This window comes from Bradyrhizobium sp. 170, from assembly GCF_023101085.1.
Taxonomy (GTDB): domain Bacteria; phylum Pseudomonadota; class Alphaproteobacteria; order Rhizobiales; family Xanthobacteraceae; genus Bradyrhizobium.
Genome location: NZ_CP064703.1, coordinates 1753353 through 1777565 on the forward strand (window position 1 = coordinate 1753353; position 24213 = coordinate 1777565).

Consider the following 24213-nt stretch of genomic DNA (forward strand, 5'->3'; position numbering starts at 1 on the left):
CAATCGGCAGCGCGTTAATCTGGTCAATGAGCCAAACTCCCGTCAAGGCACCCAACAGTGACTTCGCCGTTCTAGATAACTTTGAACTATGGACCTCGAAAGGCGCCGTCAGGTGCAGGCCACGCCGGGTTGATCATCGCGGGTTCGATACTTGTGGGAAGATCTGCCGGGCGTCATACGTTGGAAGCCCGCGCCTAAGCGGTACTCAGCCCTGGTCCCGTTGAGAGCATCGCGGCTTGGGTCCAGATTGGCGCGTTTGCTACAATCGTTGTTGGTATCAAAGAGTTGCTATGGCGACTGCAACTCCAGATCGGCCGGGGGAAAGACGGCGGTTTTGCAGGCAATCAAATGGCTGTTGGAACGAGCGGCGCAGCTGGCCATGCTCTCTGATGGGCGGGCGGGGCCTCGTAGCGGCGCCGATCGGCGTTGCTCCCATTCATCTTGAGGCGCGAGCGATTGTTAGGCCGGCATTCTCCAGCGCATCCAAAATCCTGTCAGCAACCGCCCGCGGATCGCGCTCGTCCTCTATGCTCACGTTACAGGCCAAGGTAGCTGCGATGATCGCGTGCGCTGTTTTGCGCTGGAGGCAATCGTAGTCGGCATACTCACCGCAAGTATTGCAGTTGATCACTGGTCGGCCGCTCCAGGGATCGCGCATTGCAATCTCGCACCAGTTATCTGTGTGACATTTCGGACAGAGCATAGATCGAGATTTCCTTGTGGTCTGACCTCGCGCGCTCCATGGCCATCAGTTGAACGACTGCTTGGTAGCCAAAGCTGCAGAAGTCATTGCTACTCCGGAGGCCGTGTTGCCCGTCTTTGGATACGAAAAACATGATGGAGGCGGCGACGGAGGCAATCCAGGCACCCGAAGGGGGCTCCGGCATGAGCGACCAGTTGACGCATCTCTGGCGAGAATGCTCGCAACCGTGTATGCCTACAGCTACCTGTTTCGGCGTGAGCAAGCTATTGCAGGTTCGCCGCGGCCGCATCACGGCTACGTAAGATGAGTATGGCCTCCAACTTCCATTCTACTCTGAGCTGCGAGGCCCCGATCTCCGGACGGCGACCTCTGCGTGAGCAATCTGTCAAATCGGGCAATCGCCACGCGACGATGCTGCTCCGATCTTAGCATCCGGTTCTCCTGCAGCCTGGCTTCATCGCAACACGCTGCAATGATTCGCCGAGGCGGCCTCACTCCGGCGTCCCGGGACTACGCGGGCGTTCTGCAATCTGGGCGCCAAATGACACACTCAAAATTGTGTCGCCCGGAAGCTGTTGTACGGCCAAGCACGCTCGCCAGCTGTAAGAAGACTCTACAATCTGACGCTACGTACGATTCAAGCCCTAATGTCGAGAGTCGCGCATTTCGCGCGCCTCGCCGCGCTTGCTGCGAGCGGCTTGTCGCATCTCAGACATTAACAGAGCGGTCGGCAGATAACGGGGCAAATGAGGTGCTTTTGCGAAAGCCAGCCTACGGGATCTTACGTAGGGCATGTGTCGCATTTTCTTGATCTAAAAATTGCATCGTCTTCCGCATGAAGCAAAAAAAGCTGTTATCAGACGCCAAACATTGGCGAGGCCGTGCTGAAGCGACGCGAAGAAAAGCGGAGTCGCTCGAGGACGACACATCCAGATGCAGGCTCCTCAAGGTCGCTGAGGAATATGATAAACTGGCTCGCCTCGCGGAGGGGCGGCAAAGAAATGAGGTTGACGGGCAGTTCTGATCGCCACCGGAGCGGACGGCTGCACCGATCGTCAACGCGTTGTGACCGCGGCGCGGGTGTCTCTCCGTTGGAGCTCACAGCCCGCTAGGGCTGAACTGCGAAACTGCGTCATGCGGTAAGCCCAATGAGCGAGGCTGCTGAACGAGTGCGGTCCGCGCGTCCGAGCCTCTGACCATGAATCCATTCTGAGTCACTGTGGCCGGCCACATAGATGACGCATTGACGGTGTCTCAGGCGGCAAGCCGGCTAACCGCTAGACATGAGAAGGAATGAGATGAAAGCCCACCGTCAGATCGTCGAATTAAAAGCCTCTCGCTCGATGAACTGGCGAGGCATTGGCGTCGCTTTGCATCATGTGCTGAAGCCAGCGACGTTTGTTTAGGTGACAAAGTAGCCGGTTCGCCGGATCATGCCACGCGAATTGGCTTCCGCCGCCATTTTGGCTGTGAGGCGTTTCAGTCGAATTCCGGCATCTTGCACCAAGCACGGTTAGCTCAACGCCATACGTTGCGGACTTGTTTAGGCGAAGAGGCGAGCAGAAGCTCCTGCTGGCACGGCTTGCTAAGACAAGCCATCGTAGATGTCTGCGCAGATTGTCTGCATGAGGCCAAGTTCGCAACGAAGGCGCGAATGACGAGAAAATTGAAGAGAGATCAGATGTCGAAAGACAAACCCAAGAGAACTCCCCGGTGAACGATGCGGACAGAACCGATGTTCTTCATCCAAGTAAGTTCGGTGCAGATGATCAGCAGTAGTTGGGGCTGCCCATGCCAGGGTACCAGCCGTTCGATGTACGAGTCGGACAACACGAGTGGTGCCGGATGCAACTCTATCGGCCAAAAGAAGAAGGAGGACGCATGAGGAAGCAAAGTGTAGAAAGACTCGAAGCGGGGCGCGTCCGCGATGGCCGATTCGCCACCGCACCGGGGTCTGGTCCTTCCGGTCTCTTCTTCGTGCAGGGGCCTTGTGGCTGCCAACTCAAGATCGTCGGCTTCGTCCGTCCCGGATGGGAGCATGTCTCTGTGTCGACGCCACGGCGATCTCCAAACTGGGAGGAGATGTGCCTCGCCAAAGATATGTTTTGGGATGAAGAGGAATGCGTGATGCAGCTGCATCCTCCTCATTCGCAGTATGTGAACAATAGTCGCTACTGCCTGCATCTCTGGAGGCCGACCCGTCAGGTCATTCCGATGCCTCCGGCAGCCTTCGTGGGCATCGTCGGGCTCGGGCCGTCTGAAGCGGCAATTCTGTTTGCGCAGATGAGTGCGACGTCTTAGCGGATCTCGCCGCGTCGATGCCAAGTCGGGCGGCGGCGACGTGATCGAGAGTCCAGCGGAGTTGCTCACCACAGCCAGGGGCGACGAGCGCAGCGGCGAGCGAGCCTAGGTGGCCACAGGCCCGCCAAGGGCGCGCGGGCCGCTACTCTGCGCCCCAGAGCCCAACCCGCTGCGCTTCTGAAGGCGGCGAGAGGCAACGCTCGCAGAGTCGGCTCGTCCGGGCCACCGTTTATTGTGCGGAATGTGACGCGCATAACCACACCATCGAGGAATCGGCCAGGTGAGCAGATCCGTCGATCCGTTATACACGGCGCGCGGCCAAATACATTTGTATCAGGAGAGGCTCCTACGGGGCGAAAATACCGTACGCGTAGGCTAGGTCAGCGTTTTCGTGGTTCGAATCATATCAGGTAGCCTCGGCGAGTTTGTAGGACCAGGTGTGGACAACCGGATACCGATTGACGTCATCGATGCCGGCCATGATGCGCTCCTTGAGCTCGTGTTTTGAGCTTACGCGGATGTGGCGCAAGACAGACCGGGCGAACTTGGAGAAGAAGCCCTCGATGAGGTTGAGCCAAGAGCCGTGTTTGGGCGTGAACGTAAGCTCGAAGCGCCCGGGTCGCTGTGTGTCGAGCCAGGTTCTGGTTTCTCTCGATATGTGCGCGGAATGATTGTCGAGGATCAACTTGATCGCGGTGCCGGCCGGATAGGCGGCATCGAGCAGCTTGAGGAATTCGATGAACTCGCGGCTGCGGTGGCGGTCCCTCACGAGCGCGTGGACCTTCCCGGTGAGTAGATCGATCCCAGCCAACAGGCTGAGCGTGCCATGACGTTTATACTCATGATCGCGCGCAAAGGCTATTGGCACAATATAGGCGAACAGCGAACACGCATCGTTGTCATGCAGCACTCCTATCACGGGGACACGTTCGGTGCGATGTCAGTTGGTGCCCGCGGTGTCTTCAACGTGGCGTACGGACCTCTCCTGTTCGACGTGACCTCAATCCCGTTCCCTGCGAGCGGTCGTGAGCGGGCGACGCTTGATGCGCTTGAGTCAGCATGTCGGAACGAAAATCCCGCAGCCTTTATTGTCGAGCCTCTGGTGTTAGGGGCAGGCGGAATGCTGATGTACTCAGCTTGGGTGCTAAGAGAGATGAAGCGGATCTGCGAGGCGTCGGACGTCCTGTTCATTGGCGATGAGGTCATGACGGGCTGGGGCCGCACCGGAACAATCTTCGCCTGTGAGCAGGCCAATGTTGTGCCAGATATAGCGTGCTATTCGAAGGGTCTCATGGGAGGGGCGCTGCCGCTCGCGGTGACACTCTGCCGGGCAGAGATTTTCGATGCCCATTATTCAAAAGACCGTACGCGCACATTCTTTCACTCGAGTTCGTTACGGCAAATCCGGTGGCCTGTGCCGCCGCCAAGGCTAACCTGGATCTGTGGAAAGACCAGGAATGTCACCGGCGCATCGCTGCGGTCGCAACCATGCAAGAGCAGGCAATTGAAGCATTCCGCGCCGATCCGCGCTTTGCAAACGTTCGCCGTAGCGGCACCATCACAGCACTCGATCTGAAGACGAGAGATACCCGCTATCTCGCAGGCATCGGCCCGAGGCTTCACGCCTTCTTTAAAGACCGTAATCTCTTGCTGCGCCCACTAGGTAATACGATTTATGTGATGCCGCCATATTGTGTAACAGCAGGTGACCTGGACGAAATATAGGCAGGCATCTGTGACGCTGCCGATGCGCTGGCCTGAAGACGCGCGCGGCAGCGCAAGATCAAGGATCCTGAGCTGTCGTCGGCTTCCCGAACGACTTGAGAGAGCCTTGCCATAGACCTAGGAAGTGGACGATTGTGACCTCGCATCTGCAATGTGGGTGTTGCCGGCCGGGCGAGATCGCGGGCTTCGCCGGGCCGGTCCACAGTGTCATCGCGCGTTCGGTTTCAGTCCGATCGCGTCACCGCGATTGGTTGCGTGTTCATGTGTGGATGCCTGGGCGAATTTGGTACAAAGTCATGAAGTTATGCGTCCATTGGTGATGGCCTGTTGCGGAAGTTCCGCCGTTATTTCGATTAAAAGAGATTGCCTGGACGGCAGGTCTTATCATGCGTCTACGAACGCGAAGATGCTGGACACGTCATCCGCAACCCGGAGTTTGCGGCAGCCGTGCGAGCGCTGGTGCATCTTTCCTATTTCCCTCGCCTGGGTCCCGGTCGTTTGCGGAGCCTGCAGTCCGCCGAAGCCGCGGCTTTAAGCGCCATAAGCCCATCCTTGTCAGCAGCGAGAGGTAATGGACATGCCGCCTTAAGGGGCTGACAGCGGCTTTGACACGTAGATCGCAGCCTCATAAGCACATCCACCGTCGCCGCTCGCGTGCGTCGTCTCCAGGCCGCCGTTTTGACGCGCAGAATGTTTGGATGGTCAGTCCCAGAACCACCGCGCAGAGGACATCTTGAAAGCTCTTATTTGCTGACCGCCCAATCATTGGAAACTTTGTGCTTCCGACTTCTCAGTGACGCGCCTTTTCGGCCTCCCTATTGACAGATACCTTTCGCTCTTCCAAGGGGAAGGCCATTTCCAGAGACATGCGGGGCCGGATCAGATCGACATGAGCCACATTTCGCAGCTGTCGGTTGAACGCGTCACGATTCCAGTTCTGCAACGATGCAAGGAGGAAAGGCGCGTCATCGTCATGACCACGGCTTATGATGCGGTAACGGCACGTATCGCCGATCCTGTCGTCGACGTCATTCTTGTCGTCGATAGCGTCGGCAACGTATGCCTTGGGTTTGATGACCACTTTACCGGTCAGCATGGCGAAGATGAATCACTACCTGGACGTGGTCGCGCGAACAAGGCCTGGCCCCCTGCTTGTAGCTGACATGCCGTTTCTCAGCTTTCATCTCAGTCCCGACGACACGATCGCAACGCTGGAGGCGTCCTGCAGCGTGGCGCAGACGCCGTCAAGCTTGAGGGAGGGGGTAAGCGTGTCGAGATGATCCGAGCCTTGGTGAATTGCGAAATTTCCGTGATGGGTCATCTTGGTCTCACGCCACAAAGCGTCAACGCGATGGGCGGCTTCAAGGTACAAGGTCGGAACGCGGACGATGCCCTACGTCTGCTCACGATGCGCACCAGCTACAGCAGGCCGGATGCTTTGCTCTTGTCCTCGAAGGCATCCCGGCCGAGCTCGCCGCGCGAGCGACTGAATCTCTGAGCACAACAGGCTCGCGATGAGCAATCGCATCGCCATCTCATCGAACAAGAACGGCTTGTTCGTTGCCGAGGGCCTTTTACTTCGGGCAGCTGCGGGCCGAGACGGAGATTCGAACGACTGGGACGTCTCGGGTTCAGTACGGCACTCGAAGAAACATCTCGCCGAGTGTGATTGGATTAGGTTCGATCGCCAGATCTGGGTCGAAACCCGGCGGCTAGACGACTGGTGCAGCGAAGCTAATCTTACGACAGTCGATCTTATTTGGATAGACGCAATGGGCTGAGTTCGCCGGTGCCATGCAAACCCTGAGCAATACACGCTTCTATGGGGTTACTCTTATGCCGATCACCGGCTCGACCGGCGGCACGCCGTCGCCGCCGGATCTGGGTTCGAACGCTATTCCCGCGGCGTCACAAGTCGATGCTATCGCAATACCCTGCCGACTCAAACAATCAAATGCATACAGCTAGTTCATTGCAGGTTTGGCTTGCGGAAGACCTGAGCGTGGCGGCATTCCAAGGACGAGCTGCGACAGATATGGAACGCCGCGAACAATCGAGCGCACCGTTAGCGCGATCGCAATAATCGCGGCCCCGAGCATTCCCGCGATGATCAACCGGGTCGTGAGATCCCAAAGTTCTCCGAACTGTACGAAATCCATGAGACGGAACACGGTACCCTGGACCAGGTAGAGCAGCAGCGTGGTCTGGCCCAACTCCACAGCGATAAAGCGGGCCATTCGATTTGAACGGCCAACGCTCCAGCATTGCAGCAGGAGTTCGATAGCGATTGCTGAGGCAGCTGCAGAGCCAACAAACATCAGAAGCACGTTTTTAGCCGACCGAAAATCGTGAATTACCCCAAGATTATTGTAGACATAGGTGTCCTTGTCCCAAGCTAGAAAGCATACGCAAGTCACTATCGAGAGAAATAAAATCAGGAGCGGCTTGTGATGTCGCGATGTACTCGTCCATCGTTCTCTCGATTGAGCAAGCAAGAAGCCGAAGCAGAAGAACGGGTAAGTGAATCTGATCAGGGGTGATATGGACAATGTCAGAGGCGCGAGTGCGACCAGTATGGCTAAGCCAGATATGACCCACGATTGGTGGTTGAGCTTGGTAGAAATCTTGATGAGAAGATAGGAAACAAACGTCGCCCAGATGAACCAGTATGTGCCAGCGAAATCGTCTACAAATTCCAAAAGTCCGCTCGTTAGGCTGGTCGCGCGCCACAATGCCGCCAGCTTAGCTGTCTCCATGAACGTCCACCAAAACAGCATCGGCAGCAAGAGCTGCTTCGCACGGTCGCTGGCGGCTCGAGTGAACGACTTTTGCAGCAGCGATCGAGAAGAAAGATATCCGCTTATCGCCATAAAGAGTGGCATGTGAAACATATAGATCGATTTGTAGTACGGCGAATACCAAAACCCGTCGTCTCGGTAGATGACATACTGAATCAGGTGCCCAACGATCACCAAAACAATGAGCGCACCTTTCGCGAAATCTAAGCTTCGATCTCGATCGTTTGCCTCTGTCGTGCGCGAGCTCGGGGCGATCGTTCCAGTCACGCGTACCAATGTATCAAACATCTAGATATCTGTTGTTGATGAGCCGGCGGCCCGTTGTCCGCTTCTTCTGCCTCATTTTTGATCCAAACGAAAGGTGATGGCGGGAGTTTTTGGAACGGGAATAAGCTCAGCTTGTTAGGCCTTGAAGATGGAGCTGGCCGAGCGTCTCTGAATGCCTCGCGGAACTTTGTGGCAGAGCAGATATCTAATTTGAGATATTGGTGTAGCAGTACGGGCACGGCATACTACTTGCAGACGCGGTTCTGGGAGGAAGACTGTCGCGCTCAGTCTCCCACTCAGCCCGACGCATCTCGTCTCCTCGACAAGAAAATCTGCCCGACGAACAAGCGCGCGGCCAACATCGTACAGGATTGGCAGACCATGAGCGCGCGGTTCCGGCGCCTCTCGGCGTCCTTTGGGCTATGCGTAGCGCGTCTGAAAATCAGCTCCAACGGCTTACCTGAGAACCAGGCGGAACAAAGCTACTATGTCTAGTAGTTTCGTCCCCATCCAGCGACGGCCCCCGGCCAAGTCGTCTTTCGCGGGCAGGTTTGCTTAGCCGCGCGCGATCGAAGAATTTGCGCATACTGCGCGGTTAGCTTGGAAACGGGGAAGTATGTGGGCCGAAAGTTCATCGCGACCAGAGGGGCCGATGCGCTCCCGGCGACGGCGGAGCCCGCCAGCCGGACTTGGATGCTCACGCTCACGGCGAGTAGAAGGGACACGGCCGCCGCGGATCTGGCCCGGCGCGCGGGCTTATCGCGCGTCCAGAGCCACCGCTTTGGGCCTTGCGTTTGGCCGGGACCGGCGCGGAGAGTGGTCGGCGTGGATGCGTTCGGCAGCAAAGGCGTGGCTTGAGATCGCTTCGACCAGTGGCATTTGTGTTGCCTTGCAACGGATGCGTAGGTTTCGGGCGCTTCGGCCCGCCGAAGGGTTGCTGGGAGCGAACGCAAGTTGGCGAGTTTGGCGTACACCACTCGATCCTTAGAAAGCCCAACATCGCCATAATGCGGTCTTTGTGGCTTTTGTGAATTCCGCAGCGATCGTCTCGACCGACTGCGTGATTTTGGCCGCGATCGCCGCGTCTTTCCTCCCAAAAACTTCGGTGCCCGACCAATCTGGAGCGGTCGCACAAGTTTCAGGTGAATTCTTTGTCCTAACGAGGTCCTGCCGGCAAGCCGCTGCCGTGGCACTTTCGCGCTAAGCTCAGCAAGGATCGTGGCACTGAAGGTAGGGCGCTCCTTCGTTAAAGCGAGGAGGGCCTCGCCTCGTCTGATTGCGCGATCATACCAGGGGCGCCTTGTCAGGAGCGCGACGTTGCAAGTGCTTCAATCAGATGCCGAAAGTGCAACAACAACGACAGGAATGCGGCAAGATCCAAAGGCGAGGATCGCCACTGGCACGCGGTAAGCACGAGCAATCGCGCATTGATTGACATCGTAAGCGCCGCGCGGGTGCGGCTTGGTCCAGACTGCTTCCCCATCTTTCACGCGTTCGTTCCACCACGATGCTCGCGAAGCGCTTCATCGACGCAGGCGATCAACTCCAGACCGGCAAAGGGTTTGGCAAAAAAGCCGATTACGCCGGCGCTCAACGCGCGGGCTCGCGTGCGGTCATCTGCGAAGGCAGTCATCAGGATGAATGGCGCAGCGTGGCCCTGGGCCCGCATCTGTTCCAAAAGTTCAAAGCCGCTCATCATGGGTATCTGCACGTCTGCAATGACACAGGACGTATCATTCAATTGAGACGACCGCAAGAATTCCTTAGCCGATGCAAACGTACGAACGATGTGGCCCTGCGATTTCAAAAGGTTGTTCAGTGCGGCACGAATCGAAGGATCGTCGTCGACAACGCAAACAGTTGAATACCTAGACAAGACGACCCGTTCTTAGTTGGGCGAAGGCGCTGGCCGAAGCATGACGGCCAGCAGAAGGATGCGCGTGTACGACGAAATTGTAAAATCATACCTAGGTTTATACCCTGAAACGGCCGGTCCCAATTCCCAGCCTCTCAGTCATCCTGATCAAATCGGCTAGCGATCGAGCTCCCATCTTCTTCATCACGTGACCGCGATAGATTTTGACTGTAATCTCGGCGAGCCCGAGTTCCGCGGCTACCTGTTTGTTCAATAGGCCGGCGGCGACCAGTTTCAATACATCCTGCTCTCGTGGACTTAGGGCCTCAAACAAGGACTGCAGCCTCCCGACCACCTTATCTACACCTCGTCTCTTCCGATCCTGTTCGATAGCTGCGACTACGCCATCGAGTAGTTCCTGATCGCGAAACGGCTTGCTGAGAAAATCGATTGCTCCACTCTTCATGGCTTTGACGGTCATCGGAATATCGCCATGAGCGGTGATGAAAATAACAGGAATGTGAATCTTCAGTTTGGCTAACTCACTCTGGAGCTCAAGGCCGCTCAATCCCGGCAGCCTGATGTCAAGCACAAGGCAGCTAGGAACATCAGGGAGCTCGCTCTGGAGCATTTCCCGGGCCGATCCGTAAGCAACGACATCTAGACCGATCGAACGAAATAGGTTGACCAGCGATTCGCGCATTGAGAGGTCATCGTCCACGAGGAAGACGCTCGGCCTCACCTCCGGCCCTACGACATTTGCGGCTTCCTTCCGCGGTTCAGAGCGCTTGGTCACGATAAGAGCCTCACTTGTACGATTTACAGTAGAATCATCGCCTCACTACGACCTTTGATTGATCGCGTAGCCTTTCGAGTACTTTGCGCAGTGCAAAGTTTGAGATTTTCCAGGTATGTGACGGGTCAGCCATTCGCGCCAGCGTGACGCATTACTGGAAAGTCTAGCAAAAACCGTCCGACTGGTCGAGAACTGCCTTTCGCGTCTGTCCGCCGTCGCGTTGGATCGGCCCCGCGGCATCGATCAAATCGATCAGCAGCCGATCGAGAAGCACCGAATCCAGAACTTGAGGCGCTCGCTTTAGCATGGCGTCGCGTGTCGCCCGGCCTTCGCGAGTGAGGCTGCAGCGGACGACCCATTATGCGGCTGAAGGATCAGAATGCCCGTCGCCTTGGTAGTTGAACGCGGGGCCGCGAGCTGAGCGAATTGGCGCGATTGTGCCTGTGCATGCGCCGATCCCGCCGGCGTTGAGATCGGCAAGCGGCGTAGACTATCGCACCCGTACTAAGGAAAATAGATATCAGAACGAGTAGCAGCGGCATCAGCACATGAACTCTTCTTTTCCGTCCTCAGAGCGCCTTTGAGTTGCTCTTTGCGAGGGTGGGGAAAGCACCTTGCACCGACTTCGTACAACCTGACGCAAGGTGCGATTCAAGTCCTTTCCGTCAAGTTTGTAGGAAAGATGCTCGAACTCGAGCTGCTGCAGGGGCGCTCACGTGCGTTCGTGTCGTTGCTTCCTTCACGAGGCTCGCACCCCAAGATGAGGCGGCGTAATCTGAATGGAGAGGCAGGACACACTCCATTCGGTGTCCAGGTGCGGACCAGTTCGCCAAAAGGCAGTTGCATTTGCTCTCCTGCATCAGCCAAACAACCGCTGATCCAGCGAAAGAATCATTCTCCTACCAGAATTGGCGGACATCATAGGTCCGTGCCGGCACCTTGAAGGTTCGCTCTTTGACCTACATAGGAACGACAAAACGCGCCCCGAGCGGTCAACCTGAAGCTGTTGTCAGACCTGCCAGTAGCTCATCGATCCGCTAAGGGCCTACGGTCCAGGTGGGGTCGTTATAGACGGCCCGACGCACTCCGTTGAGCAGAAAGTGCGTCGGGTTCGCCCCACATCGCTAGTACATCCGTGGTGACGCTGCCTCCAATGAACAACCAGCGCGGCAAAACTGAGGCTCGCTCAGCAAGGCAGAGTAGGTAGTGACTCCCTGCTACTTCGCACCGGCCAGGAAGGGCTTGAATCGTTCGTAGCGTCAGGTTGTACGATGCCGGTGTAGATCTATCGAATTGGCAAAATTGGCAAAGAAGGCGTTCCGCTGTTCTTCATTTTAATTGCAATTCTCTTCACCAGTTTGGGGTAGCTTACGCCTTGCTTGAACAGCGGTTCAAGCAGCGAGAACTCTCTCGGATCTATCGGCTTCGCATGGCCGGCAATGGCTCTCCTGCGAACCGCAGCGAGCGGCATTCCGATCAGCGAGGGCCTGTACGGGCGCTCGGTGAGCATCAGGGGTGCCTTTGTCGCGGGTCAGTTGCTCCATCAATGGGAGCAGGAATGAAGAGAATAGTTCTAGGCGCGGTTTCGCTCACAGTGGCTCGCAGATCTGTCCTTGATGCTGTGGTTCAGAGTCGATGACTGCATGGCGCCTTCCAACAATGGAGCCAGGAGTGAACGTCGATCTCGAAAACAGCACCGCGCGTGTCAGCGGGATTTCTAGCCTGAGCGCCCTTGCGGCGTTTATGTTCAGCGACTCGACCGAGCATCTTGCTTCTCCTCGGGCCTTAGAAGCACGCCTTCATGGCTGATTGTGGAGCAAGCTTCTTTGGCGGCCGTGCTGTTAACGGTGGGCGAATTCTCGGGACCGGCTTCTGTGAGAAAGGGTCGTTCGACATGCCAGATATCAGCAAGGCGATCGCCGAGCTCACTGATCGTCTGATCGCATTCAGAGCGGTTCGCACCATAGTCAACCAGGGAAGCGACATTTCCGCCGGTCAGCGTGAAGAGGCATCGTGCCCCGCCGTTCGGTATTCCTCGGCCGGCATCGACCTCAGATGTAGGGCCTGCCCGGAGATCGACAGCTTGGTGCAGGCCTCAAAGGGAACAGGCTGAGCTAATACTGCGCCAGTGCGGTTTCAGCTCGAAAAAGCAATATTGGCCGCGCTTATGTCCGCGGGGGTAGCCATCGAAGCGGCGGAAAGGTCCAGCTGTTCGATTTGCTGCAATGGACCGCTCGCTCCGAGCCTTAGTACATCCGATTTCGAGGAGCTCATCCTTACCAAGAAGCTGCTTCAGTTCTTTGGCTCAAGTCGCTCGATCACGCGTTGTGGTTATTGATCGGTCAATATCCAAACGCGCCGCCGCATCATTGGATTCGTTTCGTTCGAGCTCAACTGCAAAATTGTGTAGGGCGAGCTCCTTCAATATCGTGTCGGATACACAGGCTCTGTGCTTCCTTAGCTCGGTACGGCGACATCAGTGTCGCCGCGCTGCTTGCTTCACGGGGACAGCATGATCAACATTTCACAGATAACGCCGGGACGGACCGGGCGCACGCTAAGGCCCTGACAGTGCGCGCCGGGACGGCTTCGAAACTAGACACTTTTCTCGGCCCAACATGCCATGTTAGTTTGGTGCTGAAGACTGAGCGCGTCGATGGTATGGTCGCTTGCTCGAAAGACATACTCGGACGACGTTGTGCGAAGCAAGTTGTGGCCCTCGGGGCTTCAGTTCGCGCCAGGAGATCTCGCAATTGGCTCATGGGATGGCATTGCGCATCGCGCCCCGGACGCTCAGGCCGATGCAGTCGTCAGAAGCCGGCGTTCCAATGGCCTCGCGCGTTGTGCCGATCATGGGCAAACCGATCAGCTTTCACATGTCATTGTCTGCTTGAGCGGTAGCAGCAATCTGGGCCCTGCTGCACGTCGGGCAGTGGGCCGCTGGTGGTCGGGTAACTGGCCACGAGCCGCTCTATCAAATACAATTCCTTCGTCCACACACTGAGCTAGTCGGGAGCGCCGCCGCCGATGCTGTGCAGGCCCGGCCGGCGCGCAGGAGTGGGCTGGATCGATCGGGCTGTGACGTATTGGGTGTGTAAGTCGCATCTTGGCGTGCCGCGGTCCACTCTTTGGCGGCCTGGATCGGTACTCGCGCCGTTTTGCGAAGTCCCTTCACAAGCTCGCCCCATATGTGTCAGGTTTGGCTCAGTCCTTATTGACCGGGCGGGCAAATGCCGCGGGACCCCCTCAGCCGAACTCTGTTCGGCTCAAATGTCGACAGTGACATCCAGCCCCTGTGGGAGGACGGTGATCGCGCGTTCTGCCGTGCGTGGCGCCGGCAAATCCACGGCAGCAGGGCTGTCGTGCTTGTCGTGCGGCCCATCGCGGAACACCCAGCGACGCTCGACCGCCTCGCCCATGAGTGTGAGCTGAGGGAGGAGCTAGACGAGGCATGGGCGGTGCGGCCGTTGGAACTCGTCCGGGAAGCTGGTCGGACTATGCTGGTCCTGGAGGATCCATGCGGCGAGCCACTGCTAAATTTACTCGGGATCCGCATGGAGCCCAAGCGCTTCCTGCGCCTCGCTGTTGGTATCGCGAGGGCCGTGGGCAAGCTTCACCGGCACGGCTTGGTCCACAAGGACCTGAAACCCGCTCACATTCTGGTCAATTGTCCTGACGAACAGGTGCGACTCACTGGGTTTGGTCTGGCCTCCCGTCTTTCCCGCGAGCGCGTGCCGCCTGAGCCTGCCGAGTTCATCGCCGGCTCGCTGCCCTACATGGCGCCCGAACAGACCGGACGAATGAATCGCTCGGTCGATTGTCGCAGTGATCTCTATTCACTTGGCGTGACATTCTACCAGATGCTGACCGGCGCGCTGCCGTTCACGGGCTCTGATCCCTTGGAGTGGATTCATTGTCATATTGCAAGAAAAGCAATACCGCCCGTCGAGAAATCGCAAAAACTCCCGGAGCCAATCTCTCAGATTGTGATGAAACTCCTCGCGAAAACCGCCGAGGAACGCTACCAGACTGCCGCTGGCCTTGAGCACGATCTGCAACACTGTCTCGCAGCATGGGCCAACCACGGTCGCATCGACCCGTTTGAGCTCGGCACAGAGGACACACCTGATCGGTTGCTCATCCCCGAGAAGCTCTATGGCAGAGCCCTTCAGATCGAGACTTTGCTTGCCTCTTTCGATCGCGCGGTGAGGAGCGGCGCGCCGAGGTTGGTGCTCGTCGCCGGTTACTCCGGTGTCGGTAAGTCTTCGCTTGTCCAGGAGCTACACAAAGTACTGGTGCCCTCGCGCGGGCAGTTGGTGTCAGGCAAATTCGACCAACTGAAGCGGGACGTTCCCTATGCGACGCTAGTGCAGACGTTTCAGAGTCTTGTCCGTCCTCTTCTCAGCAAAAGTGAGGGCGAACTCGCCACCTGGCGGCAAGCGCTCCGGGAGGCGCTCGGCGCGAATGGACGACTGATGGTCGAATTGATCCCCGATCTGAGCGTGATCATTGGCGAGCAGCCCGCGGTTGCTGAGCTTCCAGCCCGGCAAGCGCAAATCCGTTTCCAGCTGGTGCTTCGCCGCTTTATTGGTGTGTTCGCCCGGCGAACCCATCCATTGGTGCTCTTCCTCGACGATTTGCAGTGGCATGATGCCGCAACGCTCGACTTGATCGAGGATCTCCTGACCCAGTCGGATCTGCACCTGCTGCTCATTGGAGCTTACCGCAGCAACGAACTTGATGCAGGCCATCCACTCAAACGCAAGCTCGACTCCATCAGGAGAGCCGACGTAAATTTCGAGGAGATCACGCTCTCGCCGCTCACTGCAGACGATGTCGCGCAGTTGGTCGCGGATACCCTTCGCTGCGGACCAAAACGCGCTGCCCCGCTTGCAAAGTTGGTGCATCAGAAGACGATGGGTAATCCGTTCTTCGCCATTCAATTCCTTTCTGAACTGGCCGAAGAGCAGCTGTTGACGTTCGATCACGAGCCGGCGCGCTGGCGATGGGATCTCGAGCGCATTCACGCAAAAGCATACACCGAGAACGTCGTGGATCTAATGCTCGGCAAGCTCATCCGCCTGCCCGAGGAAACGCAGGACGCGCTGCAGCAGCTGGCCTGTTTCGGCAACATCGCCGGGACGGCGGAGCTTGCGATCGTGCTCGAAATTTCGCAGGAGCAGGTGCATGCGACCCTGTGGCCGGCGATCCGGCAGGAAATGATCGCGCGCCACGGAACAGCCTACCGCTTCCTCCACGATCGCGTTCAAGAGGCGGCCTACTTTCTGGTGCCGGAATCCTCGCGCGCTCCTGCCCATCTGCGGATCGGTCGGATGCTCGCCGCACACATCCCTGCGCACAAACGCGGAGAGGCTATCTTCGACGTCGTCAGTCAACTCAATCGAGGTGTCGCGCTAATTGCCTCCGGTCAGGAGCGTGAGCAGCTCGCAGAGCTGAATTTGGTCGCAGGGCAGCGGGCCAGGGCGTCGGCGGCCTACGCCTCGGCACTCACATATTTCACCGTCGGTGCTGCGCTGCTCACGGAGCACTCTTGGCGAAGGCGCCACGAACTCGCGTTCGCACTGGAGACAAGCAGGGCCGAATGCGAATTCTTGGTAGGCCAGCTGGAGATTGCAGAGAGCCTCCTGTCCGCACTGTCGAAGCGCGCCTTGAACGCGCCCCAACGAGCAACGGTCGCATGTTTGCGGGTCGATCTTTACTTGACGCTCGGTCAGCACGGGCGGGCAGTTCTCACAGGCCTCGAATATCTTCACGATGTCGGGATCGAGTGGTCGCAGCATCCGACGGACCAGGAAACATTAGCCGAATATCGGCGGATGTGGTCACAGCTGCCCGACGCAATCGAGGATCTTGCTAGTTTGCCTGGAATGACAGATCAGACCTCGCTTGCCACGCTTGCCGTCTTGACGCGGATTCTTCCGCCCGCAGGTTTCACGGACGCCAATTTATCCGCTTTGGTCATCTGCAGAGCTGTCATCATCAGCCTCGAATACGGCAACACTGATGCTTCTTGCGCCCATTACGCATGGCTAGGCCGAATCTTGGCCGGGCGCTTCGGTGACTACCAAGCAGCTGATAAATTTGGTCGTCTTGCTTGCGACCTGGTTGATCGCGGTGAGTTCTCCCGTTTTCGGGCTCCCGTCTATTTGGCCTTCGGATGCAACGTGATCCCGTGGACGAAGCCCCTAAGAGGTGGCCGAGTTTTGATCCGGCGAGCGCTCGCAGCTGCGGTCAGCAGCGGCGATGTCATCTATGAAGCGTACAGCTTGCTTCATCTAACCTCAAATATGATGATGGCCGGAGATCCCCTGAAAGAGGTGCAGAACGAGATAGAGAAAAGCCTTGCTACGATTCGGAATAGAAAGGTTCAGTTTGCTGCTGATGCCGTAGCCGCTCAGCTCGCAATCATTAGAAGCATGCGCGGCCTCACGCGCTCATTCGGTTGCTTCGATGACCAACAATTTGACGAGCTAGACGTCGAGCGATCGTTGGCTCGGAGTCCGGAGCTGTCACCTAGCGAAACCGTCTACTGGATCCGCAAACTTCAGGCGCGATTTCTAGCCGGCGATTATGCTGCGGCTGTTGATGCTCGCTCCAAGGCGGTGCCCAAATTATGGACCATGCCGACAGAGTCCTTGATCGCGGAGTTTCACTTCTATGGTGCGCTGTCTCACTCATGTTATTGCGACAAGCCAGGCGAAAGCGAACAACAGCAACATCGGGATATCATTGATGCCCATTACAGACAGCTGCAGATATGGGCGACGAATTGCCCCGAAAATTTTGAGAATCGGGTTGCCTTGGTCGGCGCTGAAATTGCAAGGCGGGAATACCGGGATGCAGACGCAATGCGACTGTATGAACACTCAATCCAGACCGCAGCACGTAACGGTTTCGCCCACCACGAGGGAATCGCTTGCGAACTTGCAGCGCGCTTTTATGCTGCGCGCGGTTTTGACAGAATCTCCCGGGTTTACCTGCAGGACGCGCGGCGCGGCTACCTTCGTTGGGGAGCAGATGGCAAAGTGCGTCAGCTCGACGAGCTGAATCCCCATCTCAGCCATGAGGAGACCACTCCTGCCGTGAATGGAATGAGGATCGGAGCTCCGGTTGAGCATCTTGACCTCGCGACGGTGACAAAAGTGTCCCAGGCGATTTCCGGCGAGATTGTTCTTCAAAAACTAATCGACACGCTTATGCGGACTGCCATTGAGCAGGCCGGCGCCGAACGAGGTTTGTTAATTCTGCTGCATGGAGGCGAGCCACGGATCGAGGCGGAAGCCACAACGGTAGCGGATGCGCTGCTTGTAAAGGTGAATGAACAGCCCGTAACTCCGAGGGCGCTTCCCGAGTCCGTGCTGCATTTCGTCCTACGTGTCCGCGAAAACGTCATTCTCGATGATGCTGCCGCCGAGCCTTCATTTGCGGAAGATCCGTATATCCGCGAGCGCAAAGCGCGTTCTATTCTTTGCCTGCCACTGATCACACAGGGCAAGCTGATCGGCGTACTTTATCTGGAGAATAATCTCGCCGCGCGCATATTCTCGGCTGCCCGCAACTCGGTGCTGAAAATGCTTGCCTCGCAAGCTGCAACAGCGCTGGAAAACAGCCGGTTGTACAGCGAAGTTCAGCAACGGGAGTCGAAAATCCGGCGCTTATTCGACGCTAACATCATCGGAATATTTATCATTCGCGAAGGAGGCGAGATCATCGAGGCAAATCAAACCTTCCTCACGATGGTTGGATACGACCGAGAGGATCTCGTCGCGGGGCGAGTGAACGGTCTCGACCTGACACCGCCAGAATGGCGCGAGCGCACACTGGATGCTGGAACAGAAGCAAAACGGACCGGAGCTGTTCAGCAGTTCGAGAAAGAGTATGTCCGCAAGGATGGCAGCCGCGTGCCGGTGTTAATTGGCCTCGCCGTATTCGATGCGCGAGACGACCAAGGTGTTGGCTTCGTCCTCGACCTGACAGAGCGAAAGAGAGCGGAAGCGGAAGCCCGTGAAAGCGAACGACGGTATCGCGAGACTCTGATGGGGCTGGCACACGCCAATCGGCTCACGACAATGGGACAGCTGGCCGCCTCAATCGCCCATGAGGTCAACCAGCCGATTGCCGCCATCAGCAGTAATGCGGGGGCGGGGCTAAATTGGCTCGGTGCTCAACCGCCAAATCTGGAAGAAGTTCGGCAGACCTTCGGTTTGATTATCCGTGACAGTATGCGCGCAGGGAACGTGATCCGTCGGATCCGCGCTCTTATGAATAAGGCTCCTATGCAAACGGAGCTTCTCGCAATTGACGAATTGATCTTAGAGGTGCTGGCCCTAGTTCGCGCGGAACTTGCAAAAAATGATGTATGGGTGCAAACGCGACGGCCTGAGGCGTTGCCGCTTGTCTGGGCAGATCGCGTCCAGGTCCGGCAGGTGCTTCTCAATTTGATCACGAACGCCATCGAGGCCATGAGCGAGATCAACGAAGGTGACCGCGAGTTACTGATCAGTGCGCGGACAGATGGCTCGAATAACGTATTGGTTACTTTTCGGGATACGGGTCCAGGACTCGATCCAAACAGTGCTGACCGCGTGTTCGAGGCGTTTTACACCACCAAGTCCGAAGGCATGGGCATGGGGCTGGCCATTTGCCATTCTATTATTGAGGCGCACGGGGGCCGGATGTGGGCGGGCGCCAATGATCCTCGCGGGGCCGTCTTTCAGTTCAGCATGCCGGCTGCGCATACGCAGTGTTCGAGAGAATGACGGCAATCGCCTTCCAAAGCATCTTTGTTTGAGTCGGAAGGGCGATATCAATGCGGAGATTTACTTTAATTGCATGCAACCTTCGCTTGTGGCTGCGCAGAGTTTCAGTGTGGCGGATCAGTTAGCGCCAGTCGCAAGATTCCATGCTAAACTGGTTTGCTTTGACAACAGTGGAGCCGGCGCAGCCCCCTTGAATCCGATCTCAATGCAGAGCATTCCTGTAATGCGCCCCGAAGCAGCCCCCGGATTGCAACCGGTGTACCGCTCTTCTTCTCCGGACTGGCCTCGGGGCCTCGCGCCGCTGCTGCCGCTCGCAATAGGTGACGCACAGGCGAGGCGTCGTGTATGGTTTTCTGTGCTCTGTAAAAGCACCTGACGCGAGCAGGAACCGACCGCCGCCGGCGCATCGCTGTCCAGAAGGAGAGCAGTCGAGGATATGGAGAAAATCCGGTGATACCGCGTCGTTCACAATACGTCGTTCGGGTTCGTCATCCTTTCGCAATGAGGTGAGCCACACGACGGTCTTCGTCACGGTCGCTCTTCGATAGCCCCTCGATGACACCGGCGCGATCCGCCGCGTTGCGGTTCTGGCTCATCTTCCGCGTGCCATTGAGCCGTGTAATTTGCAATCGCAGACCGACAATCCCCTTAAGCTCCGTTTTGATGAAATCGGCAGGGGCGTCAGACACCGCCCAGCGGTCTTTGCCCGAGCGCTCATGCACATCGGTCAGTCGCGTGACCACCTTTCGCAGCCGATCGGCATCATCGAAGAATTCGACCGGCCCGTAGGCATGCACAGCGACATAGTTCCACGTCGGTACGGCCTCGCCTCTCTCGTGCTTGGTCACGTACCAGGAGGGCCTGACATAGGCCTCCGCCCCAGCGAAAATGGCCATCGCCTCGCCAGTCGGTGTCAGCTTCCACTGCGGATTCGCACGCGCCACGTGGGCGTAAATCGTGCCCATGGAGCCTTCGCTCTCGTCGAGTACTACGGGCAGCATCGTTCCAACAAGCCCTTCGTGAGTAGCGGTGATCAGTGTCGCCGAGCGTGCCTCGCGCATCGTCCGATGAACGTCGGTGATATCGACAACTTGGAAGGAGGGCGGCGTGTACATCGGCGGAGCTCCCCGGCAGCCCGACGGAAAGCCGGGCGACTCATGATTCGGACTGGGGTACGCCTCATGCTGGATCACAAAAACAATCAGTTTTGGTGGGTAGTTTCATTCCTCCGCGCGCGGTAGGCCCCTGGGGGCGGTAAACCTATGATGCGTCGAAGGTGCAGATCGGAGGGTGCGTTTGCACGCTGGCCAGCCGTTGCCTTCCACGCGCCGCTTGCAGACGAATTCCGCTCTTCGTGGCGATGACTGCAGCACATGAGCAGCTTCACCTTAGGGCTATGAGTGGGACGACCAGAATTGTGGCTGAGCCCTTGCCGCATCAGCTCGCCGCGCCGCGAGTCGCAGGTTGGCGGTGACTGGCTGTGCTAGATCCGCCCCGGCACTGGACGGACATATCAAAAACAAGGAAATCGTAGCCATTCCGGCGGCGTGATGATTGCCGGTCATGAAGTCGATAGGAGGCGTCCGTCCGTGTGATGTGTCTGGCACGCGACATACGGGCCCAATCTCGCCCATCTATATCGCAGAAGAAGGGGCCTGACATCCGACGTGCAATCCAGGAAGACGAGGATCCCAGCCGCGCCGCGTATCTGTTTCCCGCGGGATGCGAATTATCATGCACCACGCGTTCTGGTGCTGGTCGAAAATGCCGAAGAGCTCGAGCGCCCTCCCGCCGGTCCAGCAAAACGTCAGGAGGGACGGCCAATCCGCCCAGGCCAGACGTGTTGCACCCTACAGTATTCCTCTGACGGGGTCTCGAAGCATCGAGCGCTGCTTTCATCGGCCGTGATTGGCTCAATGGCTACCCAGATCCATCACAGCTGATGCGGAGCCTGCGGCTGCACACTTCGGCTGTTGCGTAGCATGGTTCCGATATTCCGATCCTGCCTTATTGAGGACGATCTGATGGCGTTAACGCCGCATGCTGATGGCCTATTTCAGTTCAGCATTTGAGTTCGAGAGTTCAAGTCCTCGTGCGGATTTTCTGGGTAAGAGAGAGCACATGCCTATGAAGGAAACGATGAAGCACATCAAGCGGTCGTTGCGCGTGCTCGGTGGACTTGCTGTCGTCGTCGGCGTCTCTTCCGTGCTCGGATCGAACAATGTGCGATCGGAAGCCCTCAAGGGCTTTAGCTCTGCAGCGACGGGCGGCCGTGGAGGCGAGGTAGTTCAGGTCAGATCAACCAAAGCTCTGAAGTATGAGTTGTGTCGTTCGTACAGCTTCGGCACTGCAATGACAATAGTCCGCGCGAGATCCAGGTAGCCGGAACCATAGACTTTACCGGTACGAAAGGGCAAAGGCGAGGGGCAGGGTTGCCAATACGGCCGTGCTTGTTCGGCACCTTACAACCGTGAGTCCCTTCTCCTTATGGATGGCAACGATGCGCATTGCGATGGCAAGGAGAAGACATTGGTCGGCTTCGACAGGGCCGCGCCCGGAGATTGGCTCAAACAAGACGGTGATCGGCGTTGGCCCGAGCGCTACAATCAAAGGGAAGGGGCTGCGCCTAAATGGGGTCAGCAACGTCGTTATTCGCAACCTGACCATCAGTGATATCAATCAAGGCGTGATATTTGCCGGCGATGCTATTGCAATTGCACGAGCCGACCTGGTTTGGATCGGTCACAACCGATTTCATAATAGCGGGCGGCAGATGATTGCCGGCGGCTCTGGCCCTACGACGAATATTACGATTTCCTGGAACGACTTCGATGGCAGCGATACCTATTCCTTCTATTGTAACGGGGAGCACTATTGGAATCTCCTGTTTCTTGGTGTCCTGCAGACGATCACCATCGCAAATAACTATTTCCATGAGATCTCAGGGCGGGCGCCGCACATTGACGGTGCGCAGGCTATTATTCATCTCCTTAACAATTACTTCCACAACACGCATGCGCAACAGAGCGGCGGATTCTTCCATGCAGTGGATGCTGGACCATCTGTGCAAGCACTGATCGAGGGCAACTACTTTGACAACATTGAAACACCTATAAAGACTGGTAGTGGACATATCTTTGGCTTCTTGGGCAAACCCAGCGGGACCGTGCAGAACATCTGCCTCACCGTGCTCGGACGTCGGTGCATCGAGAACATCGCGATCCCAGTGCCGCGGATCAATGGCTTTCGCCTGGATAATGCCGTGTTCAATCGTTTGGAGCTCTTCCAAGGTCATCTATTCCTCTTCCATTTCCAGTCGATGATGTTTCGGCAGTGATCACGGCCAGGGCAGGTCCCGAACACCTTGAGAGCCGGTGATGGCCCGTTTGCAGAGGCGGCTCGAGACTGGCCGATTGCCGCAAACTGTTAAGCGGAGGGCGCATACTGGACGAGAACAGCACGCACAGCTGGCTACTCGACGTTGCACGAGGACCGTATGGCCTTTCTCTTCGGGTGCCGAGCGGTACATTTCCTGTCGATTATGCGCCCTATGCCTTTCGCCGCCGACCCCGGGTGGCGTTGGAAAGAGGATGGGAGGTGGCATCGAGTTCCTGGCAAACTGTTCGACTCAAATCCGATCCGGTACCTGACGGACGTTCACAGCTCGGCTTTCCGACTGGCATGGTGCTTGCTCGAGAGTACCCGTAGCGCGAGGCTCGCCTTCGAAACCGAGTGACACGCGCCCTTGTCCGCTTGAAGAATCCGCAAAACTTGGAAAAATTCGCAATGAAACAAACGGCTTCGACCGAGAGTGTCATTCCACTGACCGACGTCGTCAAGCGCGCAGCGCGCATCGGTGTTGAAATTAGAAATATCAAGCTCTCGGGTGATTTACCGAGCCAAACCATCGCTGGGATCAACAGGTTGCTGCTCGAACACAAGGTGATCTTCTTCCGCGATCAGGGGCATCTTGATGACGCGGAGCAGGAGCGTTTTGCTGCCTGTTTGGGAAGGCTGGTGCCGCATCCGACACTCGGTACGATCAATGGAACGACCTCGATCATCGAGCTTGATTCCGCGCGCGGAGGTAGCCGGGCTGATGTATGGCACGCCGATGGAACCTTTCTCGCGGCGTATCCTAGACTTGCGGTGCTGCGAGCCATTGTGGTCCCATCGTCCGGTGGCGATACGATTTGGTCGAACGCTGTGGCCGCCTATCTGGATCTGCCGCGGCCGCTCCAACGGCTTGCCGACGAACTCTGGACCGTTCACAGCAACGCCTTTGACTACGCCGGGACCTGCCGTGTTCGCGAAATCGACCAGAAGCATTTTGATGAGGTCTTTACGAAAACGATCTATGAGACGGAGCACCCGGTGGTCCGTGTACATCCCGAGACCAGCGAGCGCGCGCTGGTGCTCGGCGATCTGGTGCAAAGGTTTATTGATATCCCAAAACGCGACGGTCAGAAGCTGTTTGATCTATTCCAGTCTCATATCACGGCACCCGAAAACACCGTACGCTGGAGCTGGAAAGAAGGCGATGTCGCGATCTGGGATAACCGCGCAACGCAGCATTATGCTGTCAACGATTACGGTGACCAGCATCGCGTCGTTCATCGTGCCACAATCGATGGTGACGCGCCCGTCAGCGTCGACGGTCGATGCAGTGTAACGCGCCTCAAGACGACGAAGCACCCGTCCACGAAGGTTGCCTAGCAAGGCTCGGCAGATTCACCGATAATGCACTGCTCTTATCTTCGCGCGAATAGATGTTTGAGAAGAGAAGTGAACCCAGCAGAACGCCACGCGCAATTGGATGGGAGGGCTAACGCGCCGCAGACTCGGGAGGCGACCTCCTTGCTGAAGCAAGATGCTAAAGCTCATCTCGACCCGGCGAAAATGAGTCAGCATTCGAGTGGCGCAAGTCATCCGGCCGCGTCCGGTCGATTTGCCGCGGAAGGGGGGGCACGTTTCCGCCGACCTTGCGC

The 24213-nt window shown here is 57.4% G+C and carries 13 protein-coding genes and 3 pseudogenes; 9 read left to right on the plus strand and 7 right to left on the minus strand.

Annotated elements, in window-relative coordinates; all coding sequences use genetic code 11:
* Nucleotides 1-436: 436 nt before the first annotated feature.
* The gene (locus tag IVB05_RS08395) at nucleotides 437-658 is read right to left on the minus strand and encodes a hypothetical protein (RefSeq protein ID WP_247783832.1); all 222 of its coding nucleotides are present in this window, start codon (nucleotides 656-658) and stop codon (nucleotides 437-439) included.
* A gap of 1890 nt (nucleotides 659-2548) precedes the next feature.
* Between IVB05_RS08395 and IVB05_RS08400 the strand changes: the two genes are divergently transcribed.
* The gene (locus IVB05_RS08400; RefSeq protein ID WP_247783833.1) at nucleotides 2549-3004 is read left to right on the plus strand and encodes a hypothetical protein; all 456 of its coding nucleotides are present in this window, start codon (nucleotides 2549-2551) and stop codon (nucleotides 3002-3004) included.
* A gap of 406 nt (nucleotides 3005-3410) precedes the next feature.
* Here the strand turns inward: IVB05_RS08400 and IVB05_RS08405 are convergent.
* A pseudogene (locus tag IVB05_RS08405) lies at nucleotides 3411-3854 on the minus strand (IS630 family transposase); the annotation flags it as partial.
* Between IVB05_RS08405 and IVB05_RS08410 the strand changes: the two are divergent.
* Nucleotides 3843-4729 (plus strand): annotated as a pseudogene (locus IVB05_RS08410) (aminotransferase class III-fold pyridoxal phosphate-dependent enzyme); the annotation flags it as partial. The pseudogenes IVB05_RS08405 and IVB05_RS08410 sit on opposite strands and share 12 nt — an antisense overlap.
* Before the next feature lie 889 nt (nucleotides 4730-5618).
* A pseudogene (locus IVB05_RS08415) lies at nucleotides 5619-6229 on the plus strand (3-methyl-2-oxobutanoate hydroxymethyltransferase); the annotation flags it as partial.
* Nucleotides 6230-6693: 464 nt separating this feature from the next.
* Here IVB05_RS08415 and nolL read toward each other — a convergent pair.
* The 4 genes from nolL to IVB05_RS08435 all read right to left on the minus strand — a co-directional run bounded on the left by nolL (nucleotide 6694) and on the right by IVB05_RS08435 (nucleotide 11955).
* A complete protein-coding gene (nolL, locus tag IVB05_RS08420; RefSeq protein WP_247783834.1) occupies nucleotides 6694-7815 on the minus strand; it encodes a nodulation factor fucose acetyltransferase NolL in 1122 nt (373 codons plus the stop codon).
* A gap of 1465 nt (nucleotides 7816-9280) precedes the next feature.
* Nucleotides 9281-9670 (minus strand): response regulator, encoded by a 390-nt coding sequence (locus IVB05_RS08425; protein ID WP_247783835.1) that lies wholly within the window; start codon nucleotides 9668-9670, stop codon nucleotides 9281-9283.
* Between the two features lie 97 nt (nucleotides 9671-9767).
* A complete protein-coding gene (locus IVB05_RS08430; RefSeq protein WP_247783836.1) occupies nucleotides 9768-10445 on the minus strand; it encodes a response regulator transcription factor in 678 nt (225 codons plus the stop codon).
* A 1285-nt stretch (nucleotides 10446-11730) separates the two neighbouring features.
* On the minus strand, nucleotides 11731-11955 hold the full coding sequence (locus tag IVB05_RS08435; RefSeq protein WP_247519352.1) for a hypothetical protein: 225 nt from the start codon (nucleotides 11953-11955) through the stop codon (nucleotides 11731-11733).
* A gap of 161 nt (nucleotides 11956-12116) precedes the next feature.
* On the opposite strand from IVB05_RS08435, the gene IVB05_RS08440 reads away from it, so the two are divergent.
* The 3 genes from IVB05_RS08440 (at nucleotide 12117) to IVB05_RS08450 (ending at nucleotide 19225) form a co-directional block, all read left to right on the plus strand.
* Nucleotides 12117-12254, plus strand: coding sequence for a hypothetical protein (locus IVB05_RS08440; RefSeq protein WP_247519351.1), 138 nt, complete (start codon nucleotides 12117-12119; stop codon nucleotides 12252-12254).
* Nucleotides 12247-12558 carry a hypothetical protein gene (locus IVB05_RS08445; protein ID WP_247519350.1) on the plus strand — a complete coding sequence of 104 codons (312 nt, stop codon included), beginning with the start codon at nucleotides 12247-12249 and terminating at the stop codon, nucleotides 12556-12558. The genes IVB05_RS08440 and IVB05_RS08445 overlap by 8 nt, the downstream gene beginning before the upstream one ends.
* Nucleotides 12559-13675: 1117 nt before the next feature.
* A complete protein-coding gene (locus IVB05_RS08450) occupies nucleotides 13676-19225 on the plus strand; it encodes an AAA family ATPase (RefSeq protein ID WP_247783837.1) in 5550 nt (1849 codons plus the stop codon).
* 488 nt (nucleotides 19226-19713) lie between these two features.
* Here IVB05_RS08450 and IVB05_RS08455 read toward each other — a convergent pair whose 3' ends face one another.
* Nucleotides 19714-20340, minus strand: coding sequence for an FMN-binding negative transcriptional regulator (locus IVB05_RS08455; protein WP_247519348.1), 627 nt, complete (start codon nucleotides 20338-20340; stop codon nucleotides 19714-19716).
* A 925-nt stretch (nucleotides 20341-21265) separates the two neighbouring features.
* On the opposite strand from IVB05_RS08455, the gene IVB05_RS08460 reads away from it, so the two are divergent.
* The 3 genes from IVB05_RS08460 to IVB05_RS08470 all read left to right on the plus strand — a co-directional run bounded on the left by IVB05_RS08460 (nucleotide 21266) and on the right by IVB05_RS08470 (nucleotide 23941).
* Nucleotides 21266-21607 carry a hypothetical protein gene (locus IVB05_RS08460; protein WP_247783838.1) on the plus strand — a complete coding sequence of 114 codons (342 nt, stop codon included), beginning with the start codon at nucleotides 21266-21268 and terminating at the stop codon, nucleotides 21605-21607.
* Between the two features lie 118 nt (nucleotides 21608-21725).
* On the plus strand, nucleotides 21726-22562 hold the full coding sequence (locus IVB05_RS08465) for a right-handed parallel beta-helix repeat-containing protein (RefSeq protein ID WP_247783839.1): 837 nt from the start codon (nucleotides 21726-21728) through the stop codon (nucleotides 22560-22562).
* Between the two features lie 449 nt (nucleotides 22563-23011).
* Nucleotides 23012-23941, plus strand: coding sequence for a TauD/TfdA family dioxygenase (locus tag IVB05_RS08470; protein WP_247783840.1), 930 nt, complete (start codon nucleotides 23012-23014; stop codon nucleotides 23939-23941).
* The last annotated feature ends 272 nt before the right edge of the window (nucleotides 23942-24213 follow it).

Excerpts from the sequence above, each read along its gene's own strand:
- IVB05_RS08465 (WP_247783839.1), top strand. The coding sequence starts at position 21,726 with ATGCGCATTGCGATGGCAAGGAGAAGACATTGGTCGGCTTCGACAGGG.
- IVB05_RS08395 (WP_247783832.1), bottom strand. The coding sequence starts at position 658 with ATGCGCGATCCCTGGAGCGGCCGACCAGTGATCAACTGCAATACTTGC.
- nolL (WP_247783834.1), bottom strand. The coding sequence starts at position 7,815 with ATGTTTGATACATTGGTACGCGTGACTGGAACGATCGCCCCGAGCTCG.
- IVB05_RS08400 (WP_247783833.1), top strand. The coding sequence starts at position 2,549 with ATGCAACTCTATCGGCCAAAAGAAGAAGGAGGACGCATGAGGAAGCAA.
- IVB05_RS08455 (WP_247519348.1), bottom strand. The coding sequence starts at position 20,340 with ATGTACACGCCGCCCTCCTTCCAAGTTGTCGATATCACCGACGTTCAT.
- IVB05_RS08435 (WP_247519352.1), bottom strand. The coding sequence starts at position 11,955 with ATGCTCACCGAGCGCCCGTACAGGCCCTCGCTGATCGGAATGCCGCTC.
- IVB05_RS08445 (WP_247519350.1), top strand. The coding sequence starts at position 12,247 with ATGGCTGATTGTGGAGCAAGCTTCTTTGGCGGCCGTGCTGTTAACGGT.
- IVB05_RS08470 (WP_247783840.1), top strand. The coding sequence starts at position 23,012 with ATGAAACAAACGGCTTCGACCGAGAGTGTCATTCCACTGACCGACGTC.
- IVB05_RS08460 (WP_247783838.1), top strand. The coding sequence starts at position 21,266 with ATGCTGATGGCCTATTTCAGTTCAGCATTTGAGTTCGAGAGTTCAAGT.
- IVB05_RS08450 (WP_247783837.1), top strand. The coding sequence starts at position 13,676 with ATGCCGCGGGACCCCCTCAGCCGAACTCTGTTCGGCTCAAATGTCGAC.